Raw genomic sequence first — 19011 nt, 5'->3', positions numbered from 1 at the left:
CATCTTAAAAGGCAATAAGCATTCTTGCAATAATACGCCTTGAATTAGGCACTTTTACAGGCTCTGAAAACATGCATTCTCAAGTATCACGGGTATAGTTTAAATAGAGCTCTATTTTTTAATGCGCTTTCGAATGATTGAGTGGATAAAGTATTTGTTGGTTTGTTGCTTTTATGGTAGGATGCGCTTCGCTTTAAAGCGTGGTATTTTTGGTCGAAAAGAATACCCTTTAATTTTTAATTTAAGTGAGTAAATTATGTCTTATACTATTGTTGCACAAGTCCGTACAGAGTTAGGGAAAGGTTCGAGCCGCCGCCTACGTCATGCGGATAAAGTTCCTGCTGTTGTTTATGGCCCAGGAAAAGAAGCCATTTCTATTGTTTTTGATCATAAAGATATCATTAACATTCAAGCTAATGAAGATTTTTATACTTCAGAGCTAACATTAACAATTGATGGTAAAGACACTAAAGTACGTGTTCAAGACATGCAACGCCATGCATTTAAACCGCTTATTGAGCATGTTGATTTCAAATTCGCTTAAATGTTAATAAGTGGAAAAAAGCGCCTTACAGGCGCTTTTTTTTTATGTTTACTGGGTGGATTTTGCTGGACAAGTGGCGAGCAAAACAATATCTCCTTGTTCATTTTCTTGTTCAAGTTTAATGTTAAACCCCCAGAGTTCATGTAAATGTTTGACGACTTCCTGACAACTGTCATCGAGTGGAATTTGATGAGTGGGAATGTACCTGAGTGTGAGGGAACGGTCACCTGATATGGCGACATTTTGAACTTGAATGTTAGGTTCTAAATTAGATAAATTATATTGCTGAGATAACATATACCTAATATCTTGGTAGCCTTGTTTGTCATGAATGGCCGAAACAGATAAATGATTTTTACTGCTATCGTCAAGAATAGAGAAGAGTTTAAATTGCCTAATGATCTTAGGTGAAAGGTATTGGCTAATGAAACTCTCATCTTTAAAGTTTTCCATTGCGAAATGTAACGTCTCTAACCAAGGCGCCCCTGCAATATCGGGAAACCAATGTTTATCCTCTTCGGTAGGGTTTTCACAAATACGTCTTATGTCGATAAACATATTAAAGCCAAGCGCATAGGGGTTGATACCGTTGTAATAAGGGCTGTTATAAGCAGGCTGTGCAACAACATTTGTGTGATTTTGTAAAAACTCAAGCATAAAGCGCTCAGTGACTTTTCCTTCGTCATAGAGATGATTGAGAATGGTATAGTGCCAGAAAGTGGCCCAACCTTCATTCATGACTTGTGTTTGCTTTTGAGGATAGAAATACTGCCCCATTTTGCGGACGATGCGAACGATTTCACGTTGCCAAGGCTTAAGTAGAGGGGCATTTTTTTCAATAAAATAAAGAATGTTTTCTTGAGGTTCAGAGGGGAAGTTAGGCTCTTTTTTTTCAGATATGGTTGTTGGGGTCGTGGGTATGGTTCGCCATAGATCATTGACTTGGCTTTGTAGGTAAGCTTCACGCTCTTTTTGTCTGAGTTGCTCTTCTTTGAATGATATCTCACTAGGGCGCTTGTAACGATCAACACCATAATTCATTAAAGCATGACAAGAGTCGATAATACTTTCGACAGCCTCTATACCATGGATTTCTTCACATTCACTGATATAGTTACGTGCGAAGACTAAGTAATCAATAATAGAGCTGGCATCTGTCCATGTTTTGAATAAGTAATTATTTTTGAAAAAACTATTATGACCAAAACTTGCATGTGCCATGACGAGGGCTTGCATCGTCATGGTATTTTCTTCCATAAGGTATGCAATACAGGGATTGGAGTTGATGACAATTTCGTAAGCTAATCCCATTTGCCCACGTTTATACCCTTGTTCAGTTTGAATAAAACGTTTACCGAAAGACCAGTGCGTGTAACCAATAGGCATTCCTATTCCTGCATAGGCATCCATCATCTGTTCGGCGGTGATCACTTCAATTTGATTAGGGTACGTATCTAGCTTGTAATGTGCGGCAACGCGTTCAATTTCAATTAAATAATCTTGTAGTAAGTCAAAAGTCCAATCTGGTCCATCATTTAATGGTGTTCGAGTTGGTTTTTTTCCCATAATGACTCCTATTAAACCGATTGCTTCTTAAATAATTCTCTAAAGACTGGATAGATATCGTCAGCGTGTTTAATATGTTGAACGGCAATATTGGAGAATGATTTTTGCAAATTTTCATACTCACGCCAGAGTGTTTGGTGTGCTCTATTGGTGATTTCAATATAACTAAAATAACGAACCAGAGGTAAGATGTTTTTTTTCAATAACTTATGGCATTGGGGAGAATCATCAGCCCAGTTATCGCCGTCTGATGCTTGGGCTGCGTATATATTCCATTCAGTTTCAGGATAGCGTTGTTTTTGAATTTCATGCATGAGTTTGAGTGCACTGGAAACTATGGTTCCTCCTGTTTCTTGAGAATAGAAAAACTCTTGTTCATCGACTTCTTTTGCTTGGGTATGGTGCCTAATATACACCACTTCGAGGTTTTTATAGGTTCTTGTTAAAAATAAATATAAGAGTATGTAGAAGCGTTTTGCGATATCTTTTGTGGCTTGATCCATGGAGCCGGAGACATCCATTAGACAGAACATGACCGCTTGACTAGAAGGGATTTCTTTTTTAATGAAATTATTAAAGCGTAAATCAAATGTATCGATAAAAGGCACTTTAGCAATGCTTTCTTTTAGCATTTTAATTTCATCTCTTAAGGCAATGATTTTTTCGGCTTCAGCGCCTGGCGTATCTTCTAATTGGGTCAATTCCTTTTCTAATCTTCTCAGCTCTGCTCTTTTTGAGGCCGATAAGGCAATGCGTCTGGCCAGTGAAGAGCGTAAAGAGCGGACAATGTTTATATTGGCGGGGACGCCATCATTGGTAAACCCTGCACGAACCACTTGGTATTCTACTAATTTATTGAGTTGATTCTTTTGTAAGTTAGGCAGCTCTAAATCTTCAAATAGCAGTTCTAGATATTCATCTTTTGATATTTGAAAAATGAAGTCATCTTGCCCTTCACCGCTATCAGAAGCATCGCCTTGACCTGCACCGCCTCCTTCACCTGATGGGGGGCGATCAATTTTATCGCCTCGCATAAATTGATCGTTACCAGGATGCACCCTTTCTCTTACTCCGCCAGAACCTTGATGAAAAGAAGGTTCATTAATATCACGGGTTGGAATACTGACTTCTTCCCCTTTATCCACATCGGTGACACTTCGGCGAGTGACTGCATCACTGACTGCCTGCTTGATCTGTTTCTTGTAGCGATGAATGAATCGTTGGCGATTTACCGTGCTTTTGCCTTTAGCGTTTAAGCGTCTATCAATAAAGTTGGCCATATGAACCTCCAAACGACGAGATCAATAGATCTCGTCTCACCACTGAGTTAAGAAGACTTACGGACTCTTAAATACCATTCAGATAAGAGCCTGACTTGTTTTTTTGTATAACCTTTTTCCATCATTCGGTTAACAAAGTCATCGTGTTTTCTTTGATCATCATTGGAGGTTTTAGTATTAAAAGAAATAACAGGCAATAAATCTTCTGTATTAGAGAACATTTTCTTTTCAATGACGGTACGCAGTTTTTCATAACTGGTCCAGAGGGGGTTCATTCCGTCATTGTTGGCTCTAGCGCGAAGCACAAAATTGACAATTTCATTACGAAAATCTTTAGGGTTACTGATCCCCGCAGGTTTTTCTATTTTTTCAAGTTCTGCATTTAACGCTGAGCGGTCGAATAATTGTCCTGTATCAGGATCACGATATTCTTGATCTTGAATCCAAAAGTCGGCATAGACGACATAGCGGTCAAAGATATTTTGTCCGTATTCAGAATAAGATTCGAGGTAAGCCGTTTGTATTTCTTTACCAATGAACTCGACATATTTAGGAATGAGGTAACCTTTTAAAAATTCAAGATAACGCTCTGCAATATCAGCAGGGAATTGTTCTTGCTCTATTTGTCGTTCTAATACATAGAACAAATGGACAGGGTTAGCGGCAATCTCGGTATTATCGAAGTTAAAGACTTTTGAGAGAATTTTAAACGCAAAACGTGTTGAAAGGCCTGACATGCCTTCATCAACGCCCGCATAATCACGATATTCTTGGTAGGATTTCGCTTTAGGATCGGTATCTTTTAAGCTTTCACCATCATAAACGCGCATTTTTGAAAACAGGGATGAGTTTTCTGGCGGCAAAATGCGAGATAGAACACTAAATTGGGCTAAGGTTTCTAATGTACCTGGTGCGCAAGGCGCTTGGTGAAGTTCAGAATTGCTGATCAGCTTCTCATAGATTTGGATTTCTTTGGTGACACGCAGACAATAGGGGACTTTAACAATGTAAACACGGTCAAGAAAGGCTTCATTGGTTTTATTATTTCTAAAAGTTGCCCATTCAGATTCATTTGAATGAGCCAGAATAATACCATTATAAGGGAGTGCGGATAACCCTTCTGTGCCGTTATAGTTCCCTTCTTGAGTCGCAGTGAGTAAAGGATGTAGTACCTTAATCGGGGCTTTAAACATTTCTACAAACTCCATGACCCCTTGGTTTGCACGGCATAAGGCACCGGAATAAGAATAAGCATCGGCGTCATTTTGAGCGAAGTGTTCTAGTTTTCTTATATCCACTTTTCCAACCAGAGAAGAGATATCTTGATTATTCTCATCTCCAGGCTCTGTTTTAGCGATGGCAATTTGATCTAAAATAGAAGGGTAGACTTTAATGACTTTAAATTTTGCAATATCACCACCAAATTCATGTAATCGTTTCACTGCCCATGGAGACATAATGGATTTTAAGTAACGTTGAGGTATTTGGTATTCTTTTTCGATTAATTTGCCATCTTCTTCGGGGTTAAATAGGCAGAAAGGGTGATCATTGACTGGGCTTCGCACCCCATCAGCACTCAATACATAAATCGGAATATTTTGCATTAAGGCTTTGAGTTTTTCTGCTAATGATGATTTTCCTCCGCCAACAGGTCCGAGTAAATAAAGGATTTGTTTGGACTCTTCTAAGCCTTGTGCGGAATGTTTAAGGTAGGCGACAATTTGCTCTATGGATTCCTCCATACCATAAAATTCGTTAAAGGCTGGATACCTTGAAATTAATCGATTAGAAAAAATGCGACTGAGAACAGGATCTTTTGCTGTATCGATAATTTCAGGTTTGCCAATGGCGATCAATAAACGTTCAGCAGCTGAAGCGTAGGTTGTTTTGTCTTTTTTACAGAGGCTTAAAAATTCTTCTAATGTATATTCTTCATCGAGTTTTTTTTCATAGCGTTGTTGGTAATGTTCAAAGATACCCATAGTGCACTCCCCCCTGATACGCCAAAATATAATGGTAGCGGTTTAAATGGTTTGGCTTGCTATTATTAATTTTAGACCGAAAAAGGGAACTTGGTATGTAAATATCAATAAAAACAACAACAAATAGTTGCGAATGCAACAGTTGCATTTGTTCTTTGGGTGTCGATTATTTTAAGGAAGATAAAAAAGAGGAATGCAGTGGATAAAAAAGCAGATACCATTGGTACCTGCTTATCATTGAGAGTGTAAGGATATTATGCAGCGAAATTTTGGTTAACAAATTCCCAGTTAACTAATTCCCAGAAATGTGCAAGATAGTCAGGGCGCACATTGCGGTAATCGATATAATAAGCATGTTCCCACACATCAACAGTTAATAGTGGCGTGACACCTTCGTCGGTTAATGGTGTTGCTGCATTGCTCGTATTGACAATGGCTAATGAACCGTCAGCGTTTTTAACTAACCAAGTCCATGCACTGCCGAAGTTGTTGACAGCAGAATCGGTGAATTGTGCTTTGAAAGCGTCAAAAGAACCAAAGCTTTTCTCAATGGCGTCAGCAATTGCGCCTGTAGCGGCACCACCGGCATTAGGGGCTAAGCCATTCCAGTAGAAAGTGTGGTTCCAGATTTGAGCGGCATTGTTAAAAATACCGCCAGAAGACGTTTTAATGATCTCTTCAAGTGATTTGCTTTCCAGCTCAGTGCCTTCGATCAAACCGTTTAGTTTAACCACATAGGTCTTATGATGTTTACCGTAATGAAACTCGATAGTTTCTTGAGAGATATGTGGCTCAAGGGCGTCGTTTGCGTATGGTAATGCTGGTAGTTCAAAAGCCATTAGCTTTCTCCATTGACTTTAAGTTTATGTTTATATGTCTTACTCACTGTTAGACATTTTACCCAATAAAAGGGGTGAGTGTCTCTTTCTTTGTGAAATATTTTAAAAAAATTTATTCTTGATTTGTTTTTGTCAATACCCTTTTAAAAAGTAGGTTTTTGTTATGGGTCAACCTGACGTACAATAGCGGCTAGACATAGGTTATGTTTTACCAGCTTAGGAATAAAAAATGGAAACAGTAGAGAAAATTAAACAGCAACTTTCTGAAAACCCGATTATTTTATATATGAAAGGCTCACCTAAGTTACCAAGCTGTGGTTTTTCATCTCAAGTGGCTCAGATCATGATTAATTGTAATGAGCAATTTGCATATGTGGATATTCTTCAGCATCCCGATATTCGTTCTGAATTACCTAAATATGCCAATTGGCCGACATTCCCTCAGCTATGGATTGAAGGTGAATTGATTGGTGGTTGTGATATTTTGACTGAAATGTATCAAAAAGGGGAATTACAGCCCTTATTGAAGGAGACGGCGGACAAGTATAAGGCAGAAGAGCAAGATTAATTTTTGCTTTGATAAAATGGCCGATCACTAATATGTTATTGATCGGCTTTTTAACGTCATTTAGACATTCGCTCTTCGCGTAGCGAATGATTGGAGCGGAGATTCTTTGATTCTTTGATTCTTTTATGGTGTTGAAAAGGTATAATGCGTCATTGATTTTTCTTGTGATCTGATTATACCCATGTTGAATTTTTTTGCTGCGGCCCCTCGAGGCTATGAATATGCACTTTCTTTAGAGCTGGCAGAGCTTGGTGCGACGAATATTAAAGAGAGTGTTGCGGGGGTGTATTTCTCTGCCCCTTTAGATTTGGCTTACCGTATTACCTTGTGGTGCCGCCTAGCAAGTCGAATTATTTTAGTGATCTATAAAGGCCCCTGTGAGAGTCCTGAGCAGCTTTATAATGCGGCTTACTGTGTCGATTGGCAGACCCATTTTTCCAATAAAAGTACCTTTAGTATTGATTTTCATGGCTTGGGTGGATTCATCAATAATACTCAGTTTGGTGCACTGAAAATAAAAGATGCGGTGGTGGATCGTTTTCGTGATGATGGCAGTGCTCGTCCTGATGTGTCTCGTGTCGATGCTGATTTTAGAATCGATGCCCATTACAGACGCAATGAAATTACCCTAGGCTTTAATTTTTCGGGTCCAGCACTGCATCAACGGGGTTATCGAACCAATGTGGGTGAAGCGCCCTTAAAAGAGAATTTAGCGGCCAATATGCTTGTACGTAGTGGTTGGCAAAAACAGCCACAAACCTTGTTTGATCCTTTTTGTGGTAGTGGTACCTTGCTGATTGAAGCGGCGATGATGGCCTGTGATATTGCCCCTGCTTTGCAGCGCAAGTCATTTGGTTTTGAGCATTGGTTACGCCATGATCACAAAGAGTGGAATGCGTTGTTAGAAGAAGCAAAAGCCCGCGCATCATTAGGTAAAACACGTTGTAATATTTCGTTTTATGGATCGGATATTGATTCACGCATGATAGCCTTGGCAAAGCGCAATGCCGATGCGGCTGGTGTGTTTGAGTTAATTGATTTTAAAGTGATTAATGCGCTTAATGCCACTCCGCCTTCTGATACTGGATATATAATCAGTAACCCTCCTTATGGCGAACGTTTAGGCAATACCACTGAATTACTGCAATTGTATTATCAATTGGGTGATAAGTTAAAAGCTGAATTTGGGGGGTGGCAGGTCGGGATAGTCAATAGCGACACTGAGCTATTGTCTTGTTTGAAGCTAAAAGCCGATAAACAGATGAAAATGTTTAATGGTCAATTGGAATGTGCTTTTAACCTTTATACTTTGCATGCTAACAGCACTCGCAGAGTGGAGCCTGCGAACATCAAACAGTTAGGCGCGCCGAGTGAAGCGGCGCAGCCTTTTGTGAATCGTTTAAAGAAAAATGTGAAGCAATTACAAAAGTGGGCTAAAAAAGAAGGTGTGGACAGTTACCGTTTATATGATGGTGATATTCCAGAATATAATGTTGCCATTGACCGTTATTTAGATCATGTCATAGTCCAAGAATATGCTGCGCCTGCTCAAATTCCTGAATCTGTGACTAAGCGTCGCATTACCGATGTGCTATTGTCTTTGCCGAGCGCATTGGATATTGACCCGGAAAATATTGTGCTTAAGACTCGCGAGCGACAAAAAGGCAGCAACCAGTATCAAAAAAGAGAAGATGAAACATTAGAGCGTATTACACAGGAATATGGCGCTAAGTTTAAGTTGAACCTTAAAGGTTATTTAGATACAGGTTTATTTCTCGATCATCGTTTAACTCGTAAGTTGGTTGGGCAAAAATCATCTCGGCGCGATGTTTTGAATCTGTTTGCCTATACAGGCTCGGCGTCAGTGCATGCAGCATTAGGCGGTGCAAAATCGGTGACAACCGTGGATATGTCTAATACCTATTTACATTGGGCCAAAGATAACTTTGAGTTGAATAAACTGGCTGGCAAGCAGTATGAGTTTATACAAGCGAACTGCCTGCAGTGGATAAAAACCTGCCATCAAACCTTTGATTTAATTTTCATTGATCCACCGACATTTTCAAACTCCAAGCGCATGGAAGATTCTTTTGATGTTCAGCGGGATCACGTTAATATGCTCGTTAGTTTGATGCGATTATTAAATCCAGAAGGTGAAATTATTTTTTCAAATAATAAGCGTAAGTTTAAGTTAGATAAAGCGGCATTGAGTGCGGCTAACATCCATGTGCAAAATATCGATGACAAGACACTGCCATTCGATTATAAACGTAACCCGCACATTCATAACACTTGGCTGATAAAACATGCAAAGTAACATAAAAAGTGATTATGTGCTTTATGGCACAGAGGGATGCCATTTATGTGAGCTCGCTGAGGCCTTAGTGGCAGATTTTCAGTTAAGTGTGCATCATCAAGATATTTGTGATGATGCGAGCTTAGCGAAGCAATATGGGATGACGATTCCTGTATTAAAGCAGATCAAATCGGGCCAGGAAATCGCTTGGCCTTTTACGCAAGTTGAAATAAAAGAATTGATTAGGAGTGTCGTTTGAGTCTGGTTCGTATTAATAATGGTTCGTTAGCGTACGGTTATACGCCACTCTTGCTTAATGCTGATTTTACCATTGAAGCTGGAGAGCGGGTCTGTATTGTTGGGCGCAATGGTGCAGGTAAGTCTACCTTATTGAAAGTGTTATCAAAAGATACACAGCTTGATGATGGTGAATTCAATATTACCAATGATGTCAAAGTGAGTCGCCTGCAACAAGATCCGCCAAAGGCAGAAGAAGGCACAGTGTATTCTTACATCGCTGGTGGGCTAAAAGCGGTGGGGGAAAAGTTAGAACGTTATCATCAGCTATCTCAGGATGTGGCTCATGCCTCTGCGGATGATATGGAGCGCATGCTGAATCAAATGCAGCGTTTGCAAGAAGATTTAGATCACAGTAATGGTTGGTTGCTCGATACTCGTATTCAGCAAAATTGTGAACGTTTAGGTCTTGATCCTGATAAAGCATTAAATGAGTTATCCGGTGGTTGGCAACGAAAAGTGGCTTTGGCTCGTGCTTTGGTGAGTGAACCGGATTTATTACTCTTAGATGAGCCCACTAACCATTTAGATATCGATACCATTGAATGGCTAGAAAGCTTTTTATTAGGCTATAAAGGCGCCATTGTTTTTATTAGCCACGATCGTGGCTTTATTTCTCGTATGTCGACGCGTATTGTGGATCTCGATCGTGGCGTGGTCACTTCTTGGCCGGGTAATTACCAAGCGTATTTAGCGGGTAAAGCCGAGTGGTTAAGGGTAGAAATGGAGCAAAATGCCCATTTTGACAAAAAATTGGCTGAAGAAGAGGCGTGGATCCGTCAAGGGGTAAAAGCCAGACGAACCCGTAATGAAGGCCGTGTTCGTGCGTTAAAAGCCCTTAGAGCAGAGCGCAGTGAGCGTATTAATCGTCAAGGCGGGGCTAAAATGGCGGTATCGGATACCGAGCGTTCAGGCAAGCTGGTGTTTGATATTGAAAACCTAGAATATAATATTCCTGAGAAAAATTTAGTTAAAAACTTTACCACCACTGTGATGCGCGGTGACAGAATTGCCTTAATTGGTCCAAATGGGTGCGGCAAGTCGACCTTAATTAAATTATTAATTGGCCAGCTTGAGCCACAATTTGGCACAGTGAAAGTGGGCACTAAGCTGGATATTGCTTATTTTGATCAATACCGTGAAGCGCTTGATCCGGAAAAAACCGTTGAAGATAATGTGGGAGAAGGTAAAAAAACGGTCACCATTAACGGCCAAGATAGGCATATTTTAAGTTATTTACAAGACTTTTTGTTTTCGCCAATGCGGGCCAGAACGCCAGTTAAAGCCTTGTCGGGTGGTGAGAAAAACCGTTTATTATTGGCACGATTATTATTAAAACCTGCAAACTTAATTATTCTCGATGAGCCCACCAATGATTTGGATATCGAAACCCTAGAATTGTTAGAGTCCATGTTAACTGATTATAAAGGGACCTTACTCATTGTCAGCCATGATAGGGAGTTTATCGATAATACTGTGACCAGTAGCTGGTGGTTTACTGGGAACGGGCATTGGAGTGAGTATGTGGGGGGCTATCAAGATGCGGTGCGTCAAGGCGCTAAATTTTATTCTGAGGAACCTGTTAGCGAAAAGCCTGTCCAAGTCCCTGCTGAGCAAAATCAGACTCACTCGGTTAAAAAGGAAAAGGCTCCAGTTACTAAGGTTGAGAAAAAGTTATCTTATAAATTGCAACGGGAGTTAGAATCACTGCCTGCCACAATGGAGACCCTTGAGGAAGAGATTGATTCCTTAACCAATGAAATTGCAGCGCCAGCATTTTATGAACAAGCACAGAATATCGTTAATGAGAAGCTCGCTTTATTAGCGGAAAAAGAACAACAATTGGAAGCTTGCTTTGAGCGGTGGGAAGCCCTTGAGTCGATGAAGTAAGCTTAGAATAATAATAGGAAATAACAATGACGTTTACAGTAAACAGTGCCTTATCGCTAGTAGCCGTTGGGGTATTTGGTGTGTTACAAAGCGCGACTGCAGCGGATGTCTATGAAGTCGTGAATTTAGATGAAGTCTACAATAGTAGCGATACCAGTCCGACATTAACGGGCACCTTGTCCGCCACCCAAAGTGGCTTTGGTATGGTCATTAATAATAATGATTATGCGTTAGGCACAGCAACAGGCATAGCCAATGGCACTGACAGTGATGGCAATACTATCGATGTGAGCTTGGCAGATGGGATTGCGCCCTTAGAATCCAGTACTGTAGCCCCGCTAGATAGTAGTGGTGATTCGACGACAATGAGTAATAAGACAGAAATTGTGGCTAGCCAGTTTGTGTTTACTGCCGATGGCTCGGGAGAGACGACGACGGCATGGGAGCCAAGTTTTGTCAGTATCAATGGGCAAGCGGAACCCGAATTTCCGGATGATGGTTCCAACACCGTTGACAGTTATTATTATGGCATCAATGATACCGTATCGAGCCCGCTGAAAGTGGGGGCTATGACGGCGGCTCAGCAGACGGATACATCAGTAGAGGATGAGACTTATTATTATCGTGATTATGAACTCCGCGGTTTTGTGCAATCAGGCGATGATACGGAGCTTGAACTAACACCACCTTATACTGAGTATACTTACACTTATGATGATGAATCAACGGACGATTTTACTGTCGGTGGGTATTCGGTCGCTGCGGCGGTCAACAACAATGATATGATTGCAGGCTATGCGAGCACGGGGTTAAGCAGCAGCAGTGAAACCTATTTAGATGCTTGCATTACCTCTACATCTGATGAACCTACAGCGGCCTGTATTCAAGATGAGCAATATGATGGCAATATTGATTATCAAATTCGCGCTTATGTCTGGGAATATAAGGATGGCGCTATTGTAATCAATGATGATGATGACACAATAGGTACAGAGTTGCCTTTAGGCGTTGATGACGAGGATCAATCATCATCGAAAGTTTATTATGCGCAAGGCTTAGCCATCAATGATAGCGATTACGTGGCGGGCCGCTCTTATGTGTATCGTAATAATGGCAGTACCTTGTATTACGATGCTGCGTACTGGTCGCCAAATGATGATGGATCTTATACCTATAACTGGATCAATACGGGCAGCAGCACCACAGAGTCCGTTGCGAAAGGCATTAATAATGATGGCATAGTCGTGGGCAGTTACACTAAGTATATTAATAGTTATCTGCGCAGTAAGTTTTTTTACTATGATACGCAAACATCGGGTAGCTCAGTGGTCACTCCCAATGACTTTTATAGCAGTACCTCGGATTTAAGCAGTGAAGCCTATGACATTAATAACAGTAATCAGGTGGTGGGCTGGATTGAGTCGAAAGAAAGCAATACGTCGAGCAATCGTCCAAAATCAGGTTTTCTGTATAACATGGATGACCAAGAGTTTAATGATATTAATGATTTATTAACTTGTAGCTCGAAAGGTTATGAACAAGACTCTGATGGGAATTGGAGCCGTAAGCAAGTCACCGTGACCAGTGGTACAGGTGAAGTCTTTACTTATGATCAAGACATTGATGTGGTACAAACGACCAGCATTAACGATAATGGTGTCATTGTCGGTGTGGCTATGGTGCAAAAGCCTGTGTATCAGACCAGTAATGGCAGTGTTGTGATAGGTGATAATGGTCTACCGAATATCGAAGTGGCGGGCAATGGTGGCCCTGTGACCTCAGCCGTACCGCGTATGGTAGTATTACAGAAAGCATCGAGTAGTGAAACTGCTTGTACGGAAGGGTCTAGCAGTGAGAACTATACCCGTGAAGGCGCGGCCAGTTTTACTTGGTTGTTGTTTTTGCCGCTATTGTGGTTTAGACGCCGTTATTCTGTTTAACTCACTTTGTTCAATGATGAGATAATAAAAAGCGGATTTTAAAATCCGCTTTTTTATTGCCTACCCTAAATGCAGGCTAACGTGTGTCATAAAGTCATTTTTGTTGATATCAAGGTGGGGGGCGGCCTAATAGTCTGCTATTAGTCGACAGTACGACACAGATAGAAGCCAAAATAGGAGGCTGTGTTATTTAACAGCGAAACATAGCTCAGGTTAGAACGGCATTCTTCAATAACAAAAAACCTTCATTGAAGTCATGAAGGTTTTTTGTTTTTCGTGTTCAGTGTTCAGTATTCAGTATTCAGTATTCAGTGCTTATATCGAATGTTTTTGATTTAAAGCTAGCTGAATGTGGCAGCCTGATCAGAAATCTGAGGTATCTTTAAATACACCCACTTTTAGATCTGTCGCAGAATAAATCTCACGGCCGTCGACTTCCATTGTGGCATCGGCAATGCCCATCACAAGCTTACGGTAAACTTTACGTTTGATGGTGAGTTTATAAGTGACTTTTTTGGCTGTGGGTAAGACTTGTCCTGTAAATTTCACTTCACCTACACCGAGCGCTCGACCTTTGCCTAGTGCACCTTCCCAACTTAGGAAAAAGCCCACTAATTGCCACATGGCATCGAGTCCAAGGCAGCCAGGCATCACAGGATCGCCGGCAAAATGACAATCAAAAAACCACAGTTCAGGGTTGATATCTAACTCAGCAACAATTTCTCCCTTACCAAATTCACCACCATCACCATTAATTTTTGTTATACGGTCGATCATTAGCATATTGTCTTTAGGAAGACGAGGAGAGTTGGCTTCAAATAACTCTCCTAAACCAGAAGCAATAAGATCTGCTTTATCGAAATTGTTTGCGTTACTCATTGTATTTTTTACTCCAGCAATTTGAGTGCTTAGATTAGCGAACACGTGTAAGCTAAACAACTCCGATCAGCTAGAAATACGGATTTTTTCAAGGAATTTTCCTAATAGTGTTTTTTCTTCCTCAGGATAACCCGCTAAACGATCTAATCTTGCCTGCACTAGACCATATAATGAATCCTCGGGGAAATGATGGTCTTCATCGGCTTTTCCTGCTGCCTTGTTCATGAGCAATTCAACGGCTTCATCTATGTGTTGGACTTGATATATGTGAAATGCTTGTTGCTTAACAGCATTAATAATAGCGGGCTTTAAATTAAGTTGCTGACAATTTGCTGTGGGTATAATCACACCTTGTTTGCCAGTGAGTCCACGCCTTTCACATAAATCATAAAAGCCTTCAATTTTTTCATTGACGCCACCAATGGCTTGTACATTACCAAATTGATCAATGGCGCCCGTTGCTGCGATACCTTGATAAATGGGTTGCTCACTGATGGCAGAAATCAGACAGCAATATTCTGCTAATGAGGCGCTGTCACCATCAATTTCTTGATAAGATTGTTCAAAAACAATATTGGCATTGAGATGAAGGGGGGCATCGCGGCCAAAAATACGGTATAGGCAAGCAGATAGGATCATCATGCCTTTTGCATGAATATTACCGCCAAGTTCAGACTTTCTTTCAATATCAGCAACCTCGCCATCACCATAATGAACCGATGCGGTAATGCGAGCGGGTTCTCCATAACGATATTCGACGGTATCAAGTACCGTTAGACCATTGATTTGACCTATTAGCTGCGTGTCTGTGGCAACAGTAATAAATTTATCATCGAAATTTTGTGCCGATAGCAGAGCAGATGCATTGTGACGTTGGTTAAATTGATGGATGGCCTTTTCGATATCGATATCATTAATGGTTTCAGTTTGACTGTATGCGTTGGCTTGAGCTAACACTTGTGCGATAAAAGTGGACAGTAAAGTGAATCTTTGTTGATGTTCGGCCATTTTTGATGCGTAATTAAACAAAGGTCGCAAACTCGATTGAGACAGCTTCACATTTTGAGTGTGGGCAACAGCCAAAAGCCATTTGAGGTATTCCTCCTCATTATACTGACTGCGATCAATTTCATGGATCAGTTCTCCCAGTAGTGGAAAATGGGTTGAAAAGAGTCGCTCTTCTATCCAAGCATGGCTATAAAGGGAGGCACTTCCAATGAGAATAATGTTAGCGGTTAACGCTGTGGCGGGGGTCGATTGGCTGGTGTGATATTGTCCCTCACTGATAATGTGCATCAGAAGATCCCAAAGGCGCTCTTGTTTTAATAGGGACTCTGCGCATATGAAGACATATTGATATTGGCTCAGTGCGCCTTCTTGAGGGGCGCCTTGTGGGCTATGCTGTAAAGGGGTAGGTTTGCCGATAAAATCAGTACGTTTAATATTGCCTGCTAAGTAGCAAAAGCGCTGGTTTTGCTCTTGACTGTTATTGACTAAGGCTGTGATGAAAGGTAATCGGCTTATTCCTTCATTATCAGCAATGTACATATGTTGATTAGGTATTTTTGATAATAATGAAAAGGCATCAATTGTGCGCTCTTGGCCTAGTAATAGTGCACTGTGTTCATCAGCAAGCCTGCTATTTTGCTTATTCTTGGGAAGGGGTTTTTTTCGATTGTTTTGTGCTTGAGTCGCATGTTCTGCAATCGTTGGAATTGAAAATTGAGGTGATAAGGCTGTAGCTGGAATAACCGTTGAGTTCATAAAGGCGAAAGCTTAGCAATGTAAAGAGATGATAATGCGATAGTAGCACATCTTTTTCAGTGCTTGATAACTTCTCTTTTTTAAATCACTTTTGCCGATTGTGGCTGTCTCTTGTTAATGGTTTTCTGTTAATGCTTATCTTTTTATTTGAAGGGAGGTCATACTAGGCAATTGATTGATTGATTGATTGATTGATTGATTGGTTGATGAGATTTTCATCGCTTTGCTGATTATCTCTGCAATTAAACCCCTTAAGCTTTGATAACCATTTACAAAAAGGTGAGAGCGAGATATTATTCTCGGCACTGGAGAGATGGCAGAGTGGTCGAATGCACCGGTCTTGAAAACCGGCATGGGTTTGTAGCCCATCTAGGGTTCAAATCCCTATCTCTCCGCCATATTTAAAACAAAAAAGCCCATCATTTCTGATGGGCTTTTTTGTGTCTAAAATTAATGCATACGGTATGGGTTTGTAGTACGCATATGTAGGGTTTAAATCTCTATCTCTCTGCCAAATTTAAAATAAAAAAAACCTATCCAAGTGAGATAGGTTTTTTTATGCCTGCCATTTGAGAATGGGTTTGTAGCACAGTTATATAGGATTCAAATTCCTATCTCTTCGCCAAATAAAACAAAAAAGGCAATCTTAACAGGTTGCTTTTTTGTGTCTAAAATTTAATGTATATGGGATAAGAATGAAAATAGCATGGGTTTATAGCGTATCAATGTAGGGTTCAAATCCCTATCTCTTCGCCAAATAAAACAAAAAAGGCAATTTTAACAGGTTGCCTTTTTTGTGTCTAAAATTTTATGTATATGGAATAAGAATGAAAATAGCATGGATTTATAGCGCATCAATGTAGGGCTCAAATCCCTGTCTCTGTGCCAATTTTAAAATAAAAACCTATCGAAAAAGATAGGTTTTTTTATGCCCACCATTTGAGAATGGATTTGTAGCACAGTTATGTAGGATTCACATTCCTATCTCTACGCCAAATTTATTGACTCACTAACTTATTTGAGATTTTATAAACACCTAAGGCAATGGGCTCTGAGGCGGTACGGCCATGGAAGGCGAAGATCTGTTGATCGCCTGTCGACCAGTAAGTTTGACATGAATCCGCTTTATCTTGTCCTCCCGCTGATAAACGGTTGCCATTACTGTCGGTAAAAGTTAAGGCATGAACACTGCCGTTGCTAAATTGACTCGTGCCTGTACAGACTTGCATGTGATTTAAGTATTCACCTTTGCTGGTATCGAAACGCATCACATCGCCCCAGGTGCCGCCACCGTCACCGTATTGCACACACAGCTCATTGTCGCCATTGGTGAACTCATAACACACTTTAAGGCCTTTAACACGGGTGTCATGACCACTCATTTGCACCGATGCCAAGTTCATGCCACCGTCAACTAGCATTTTACGCTTTAACAAATCGATATTATCGAAGGCATTGCCACCTGTACCGCCAATGGGATCTTTTTTGATGTATTCCACATCGACATACTCGTCTTGGTTGGCAATCCAAAAGTCTTCAAAGGCGCGGTAATAGTTAACGTAAATGGCGGTACTGACATTGTCATTATTACGCTGTTCAAACAATTGTGCGCTTTCTCTGGCATTGAAAGGCATGCCAAATTTGTAGCCCTCGGCGGCACACGCGCTATAGCCATTATACCAATCACCCGTTGCTTTGGTGATATGCCAATCTCTGTTGTCATCGACACAAGCATAAGGGCGCGGAGCGTCACAGCCCATGTTGCTGATCTCACCATCTGTGGTCATGCGGCCACAAATATCTTGATTTTGTGTTGGATAGCCTTCTCGCCATGACCAAACGAAGTCTTTGATCCTAGGTGCATCCGGTATTGCTAAGTTAGTGCCATTGGCTTCGATAAGTCCTGGCTCTAAAATATTGTAACCGGCTCTTGCGTCTTCTAAAATTCTTTCACCATGAAGTTTGACGTCCTTACCAGTAAATTTACTAAACTCAGTGACGGCATCTTGGCTGACACTAAAGTTACCTAAATCATAGTGGGTACTAATGTCATTATCGACAACGAGACTACCACCTTGCGCTAAGGGCTGATTATTATATAACTTGCCATCGGAGTCGATGACATCAACACCAACCCAGACGTTATCGCGATATTTATTACTGTTACCTTTAGTTTTATAGTCACAAAGGTTTTTATCATTTTCTCGATTATAATTGCGATCGGTTTGACTAAAGATCACCACGTTTCGGCCCGCATTTAAAATATCTTGTTTAGTCAGGGTTTGCACTGGTAATGAGGCACAGGTATTACCTGGATATAAATCGGAAGGTTTAAATACATAATCGCCTAAACGACTCTCAATACGCTCACCGATTTTATTTAAAAAGTTATTGTGGTATTTATTTTGATAGTCCTCTAGCTTTAAAAAGATCACCTGATCGCGATTACCTTCCTCGATGAAGTTTTTGATTTCATCTAGGCCGTCACCTAAGGTGGCAGGTTCCATGCCTGCTGCGAGCATATAGGAACAATCGACCCAATCATTACTGTCAATTTCGTAGCCAATAGTATCGCTCACATCCTCATTAATAGGGTTACTCATATGGCATAGATGAGGAGTTGAACTAAACGCTGAAGCAGGTTTTGGGTCATACTCTAATAAACGTATTCCTCGTCTTAACATGCCAAGAGGAGAATAAAATTGATTCACATCGGTATACCAGCCATCATTCCAGTTTTTAGCGGCATATGCATTGTGGGCACCGGCCCAAAAGGTTTTAGAAAAAGGCGCTTGAGTATCAATCTGTCCTTGTAAATCAAGGCGGTGAACTTCAGGGTCATCCGTTTCTATAGCTGCATTGCTTGGCAAAGTTAAAAAAGCGCTCATGAGCACACAAATTGATGTTATATGTTTTTTCCTATCAAAAAGCTGTGATAACTGAGTTTTCATCATTTTCTCCTGTCGTATTTTACAGTGGTTTTACTGGGCGCTAGGTGATCATTTTTCACTTTTAAATTAAAAAATAGATTGCAAGTATTTTTTTAATCTGTTTTTTCTATGTGGTGGGAATTTATAGTGTCTTAGCTGTCTTAAAGATCCCCTCATATTTTTATTCTAAATAATCCCGAAGACATTGCGATAAATAAGATGGTTCTTCATATAAC

The 19011-nt window shown here is 40.6% G+C and carries 13 protein-coding genes and 1 tRNA gene; 7 read left to right on the top strand and 7 right to left on the bottom strand.

Going from position 1 to position 19011, the window contains the following annotated elements; all coding sequences use genetic code 11:
• Positions 1-256: 256 nt before the first annotated feature.
• Positions 257-544 (top strand): 50S ribosomal protein L25, encoded by a 288-nt coding sequence (rplY, locus tag Q0791_RS20965; protein ID WP_299010834.1) that lies wholly within the window; start codon positions 257-259, stop codon positions 542-544.
• A 48-nt stretch (positions 545-592) separates the two neighbouring features.
• Here the strand turns inward: rplY and Q0791_RS20960 are convergent, their stop codons facing one another.
• The 4 genes from Q0791_RS20960 to sodB form a co-directional block, all read right to left on the bottom strand.
• Positions 593-2110 carry a SpoVR family protein gene (locus tag Q0791_RS20960; RefSeq protein WP_299010831.1) on the bottom strand — a complete coding sequence of 506 codons (1518 nt, stop codon included), beginning with the start codon at positions 2108-2110 and terminating at the stop codon, positions 593-595.
• 11 nt (positions 2111-2121) lie between these two features.
• The gene (locus Q0791_RS20955; protein ID WP_299010828.1) at positions 2122-3390 is read right to left on the bottom strand and encodes a YeaH/YhbH family protein; all 1269 of its coding nucleotides are present in this window, start codon (positions 3388-3390) and stop codon (positions 2122-2124) included.
• 47 nt (positions 3391-3437) lie between these two features.
• Positions 3438-5372: a PrkA family serine protein kinase gene (locus Q0791_RS20950; protein WP_299010826.1), complete on the bottom strand. Its 1935-nt coding sequence runs from the start codon at positions 5370-5372 to the stop codon at positions 3438-3440.
• A gap of 254 nt (positions 5373-5626) precedes the next feature.
• A complete protein-coding gene (sodB, locus tag Q0791_RS20945; RefSeq protein ID WP_299010823.1) occupies positions 5627-6211 on the bottom strand; it encodes a superoxide dismutase [Fe] in 585 nt (194 codons plus the stop codon).
• A gap of 229 nt (positions 6212-6440) precedes the next feature.
• Here sodB and Q0791_RS20940 point away from each other — a divergent pair, with 229 nt between their 5' ends.
• The 5 genes from Q0791_RS20940 (at position 6441) to Q0791_RS20920 (ending at position 13202) form a co-directional block, all read left to right on the top strand.
• Positions 6441-6779 (top strand): Grx4 family monothiol glutaredoxin, encoded by a 339-nt coding sequence (locus Q0791_RS20940; protein ID WP_299010820.1) that lies wholly within the window; start codon positions 6441-6443, stop codon positions 6777-6779.
• A gap of 181 nt (positions 6780-6960) precedes the next feature.
• Complete coding sequence (gene rlmKL, locus Q0791_RS20935; RefSeq protein WP_299010817.1) at positions 6961-9096, top strand: bifunctional 23S rRNA (guanine(2069)-N(7))-methyltransferase RlmK/23S rRNA (guanine(2445)-N(2))-methyltransferase RlmL; 2136 nt, start codon at positions 6961-6963, stop codon at positions 9094-9096.
• Positions 9086-9334: a glutaredoxin family protein gene (locus tag Q0791_RS20930; protein ID WP_299010814.1), complete on the top strand. Its 249-nt coding sequence runs from the start codon at positions 9086-9088 to the stop codon at positions 9332-9334. Before rlmKL ends, Q0791_RS20930 begins: the two co-directional genes overlap by 11 nt.
• Complete coding sequence (locus Q0791_RS20925; RefSeq protein WP_299010812.1) at positions 9331-11262, top strand: ABC transporter ATP-binding protein; 1932 nt, start codon at positions 9331-9333, stop codon at positions 11260-11262. The genes Q0791_RS20930 and Q0791_RS20925 overlap by 4 nt, the downstream gene beginning before the upstream one ends.
• 26 nt (positions 11263-11288) lie before the next feature.
• The gene (locus tag Q0791_RS20920) at positions 11289-13202 is read left to right on the top strand and encodes a DUF3466 family protein (protein ID WP_299010809.1); all 1914 of its coding nucleotides are present in this window, start codon (positions 11289-11291) and stop codon (positions 13200-13202) included.
• Positions 13203-13565: 363 nt separating this feature from the next.
• On the opposite strand, the gene fabA is transcribed toward Q0791_RS20920, so the two are convergent.
• Positions 13566-14081, bottom strand: a complete 516-nt coding sequence (gene fabA / locus Q0791_RS20915) for a bifunctional 3-hydroxydecanoyl-ACP dehydratase/trans-2-decenoyl-ACP isomerase (protein WP_299010807.1) — start codon at positions 14079-14081, stop codon at positions 13566-13568.
• Positions 14082-14147: 66 nt separating this feature from the next.
• Positions 14148-15845: a S16 family serine protease gene (locus Q0791_RS20910; protein ID WP_299010805.1), complete on the bottom strand. Its 1698-nt coding sequence runs from the start codon at positions 15843-15845 to the stop codon at positions 14148-14150.
• Between the two features lie 307 nt (positions 15846-16152).
• Between Q0791_RS20910 and Q0791_RS20905 the strand changes: the two genes are divergently transcribed.
• Positions 16153-16243, top strand: a tRNA-Ser gene (locus Q0791_RS20905).
• 600 nt (positions 16244-16843) lie between these two features.
• Here Q0791_RS20905 and Q0791_RS20900 read toward each other — a convergent pair.
• Positions 16844-18733, bottom strand: coding sequence for a hypothetical protein (locus Q0791_RS20900; protein WP_299010802.1), 1890 nt, complete (start codon positions 18731-18733; stop codon positions 16844-16846).
• Positions 18734-19011: the final 278 nt, after the last annotated feature.

The organism is uncultured Shewanella sp. (assembly GCF_947495455.1).
GTDB lineage: Bacteria > Pseudomonadota > Gammaproteobacteria > Enterobacterales > Shewanellaceae > Shewanella.
The sequence above is the reverse complement of the archived record's forward strand: the minus strand, read 5'-3'. Positions and strand labels throughout refer to the sequence as shown.

What these genes read in the sequence shown, in the direction of transcription:
- Q0791_RS20950 (WP_299010826.1), bottom strand. Translation starts at nt 5,372, where the DNA reads ATGGGTATCTTTGAACATTACCAACAACGCTATGAAAAAAAACTCGAT.
- Q0791_RS20910 (WP_299010805.1), bottom strand. Translation starts at nt 15,845, where the DNA reads ATGAACTCAACGGTTATTCCAGCTACAGCCTTATCACCTCAATTTTCA.
- Q0791_RS20955 (WP_299010828.1), bottom strand. Translation starts at nt 3,390, where the DNA reads ATGGCCAACTTTATTGATAGACGCTTAAACGCTAAAGGCAAAAGCACG.
- sodB (WP_299010823.1), bottom strand. Translation starts at nt 6,211, where the DNA reads ATGGCTTTTGAACTACCAGCATTACCATACGCAAACGACGCCCTTGAG.
- Q0791_RS20940 (WP_299010820.1), top strand. Translation starts at nt 6,441, where the DNA reads ATGGAAACAGTAGAGAAAATTAAACAGCAACTTTCTGAAAACCCGATT.
- Q0791_RS20930 (WP_299010814.1), top strand. Translation starts at nt 9,086, where the DNA reads ATGCAAAGTAACATAAAAAGTGATTATGTGCTTTATGGCACAGAGGGA.
- fabA (WP_299010807.1), bottom strand. Translation starts at nt 14,081, where the DNA reads ATGAGTAACGCAAACAATTTCGATAAAGCAGATCTTATTGCTTCTGGT.
- Q0791_RS20900 (WP_299010802.1), bottom strand. Translation starts at nt 18,733, where the DNA reads ATGAGCGCTTTTTTAACTTTGCCAAGCAATGCAGCTATAGAAACGGAT.
- rlmKL (WP_299010817.1), top strand. Translation starts at nt 6,961, where the DNA reads ATGTTGAATTTTTTTGCTGCGGCCCCTCGAGGCTATGAATATGCACTT.
- Q0791_RS20920 (WP_299010809.1), top strand. Translation starts at nt 11,289, where the DNA reads ATGACGTTTACAGTAAACAGTGCCTTATCGCTAGTAGCCGTTGGGGTA.
- rplY (WP_299010834.1), top strand. Translation starts at nt 257, where the DNA reads ATGTCTTATACTATTGTTGCACAAGTCCGTACAGAGTTAGGGAAAGGT.
- Q0791_RS20960 (WP_299010831.1), bottom strand. Translation starts at nt 2,110, where the DNA reads ATGGGAAAAAAACCAACTCGAACACCATTAAATGATGGACCAGATTGG.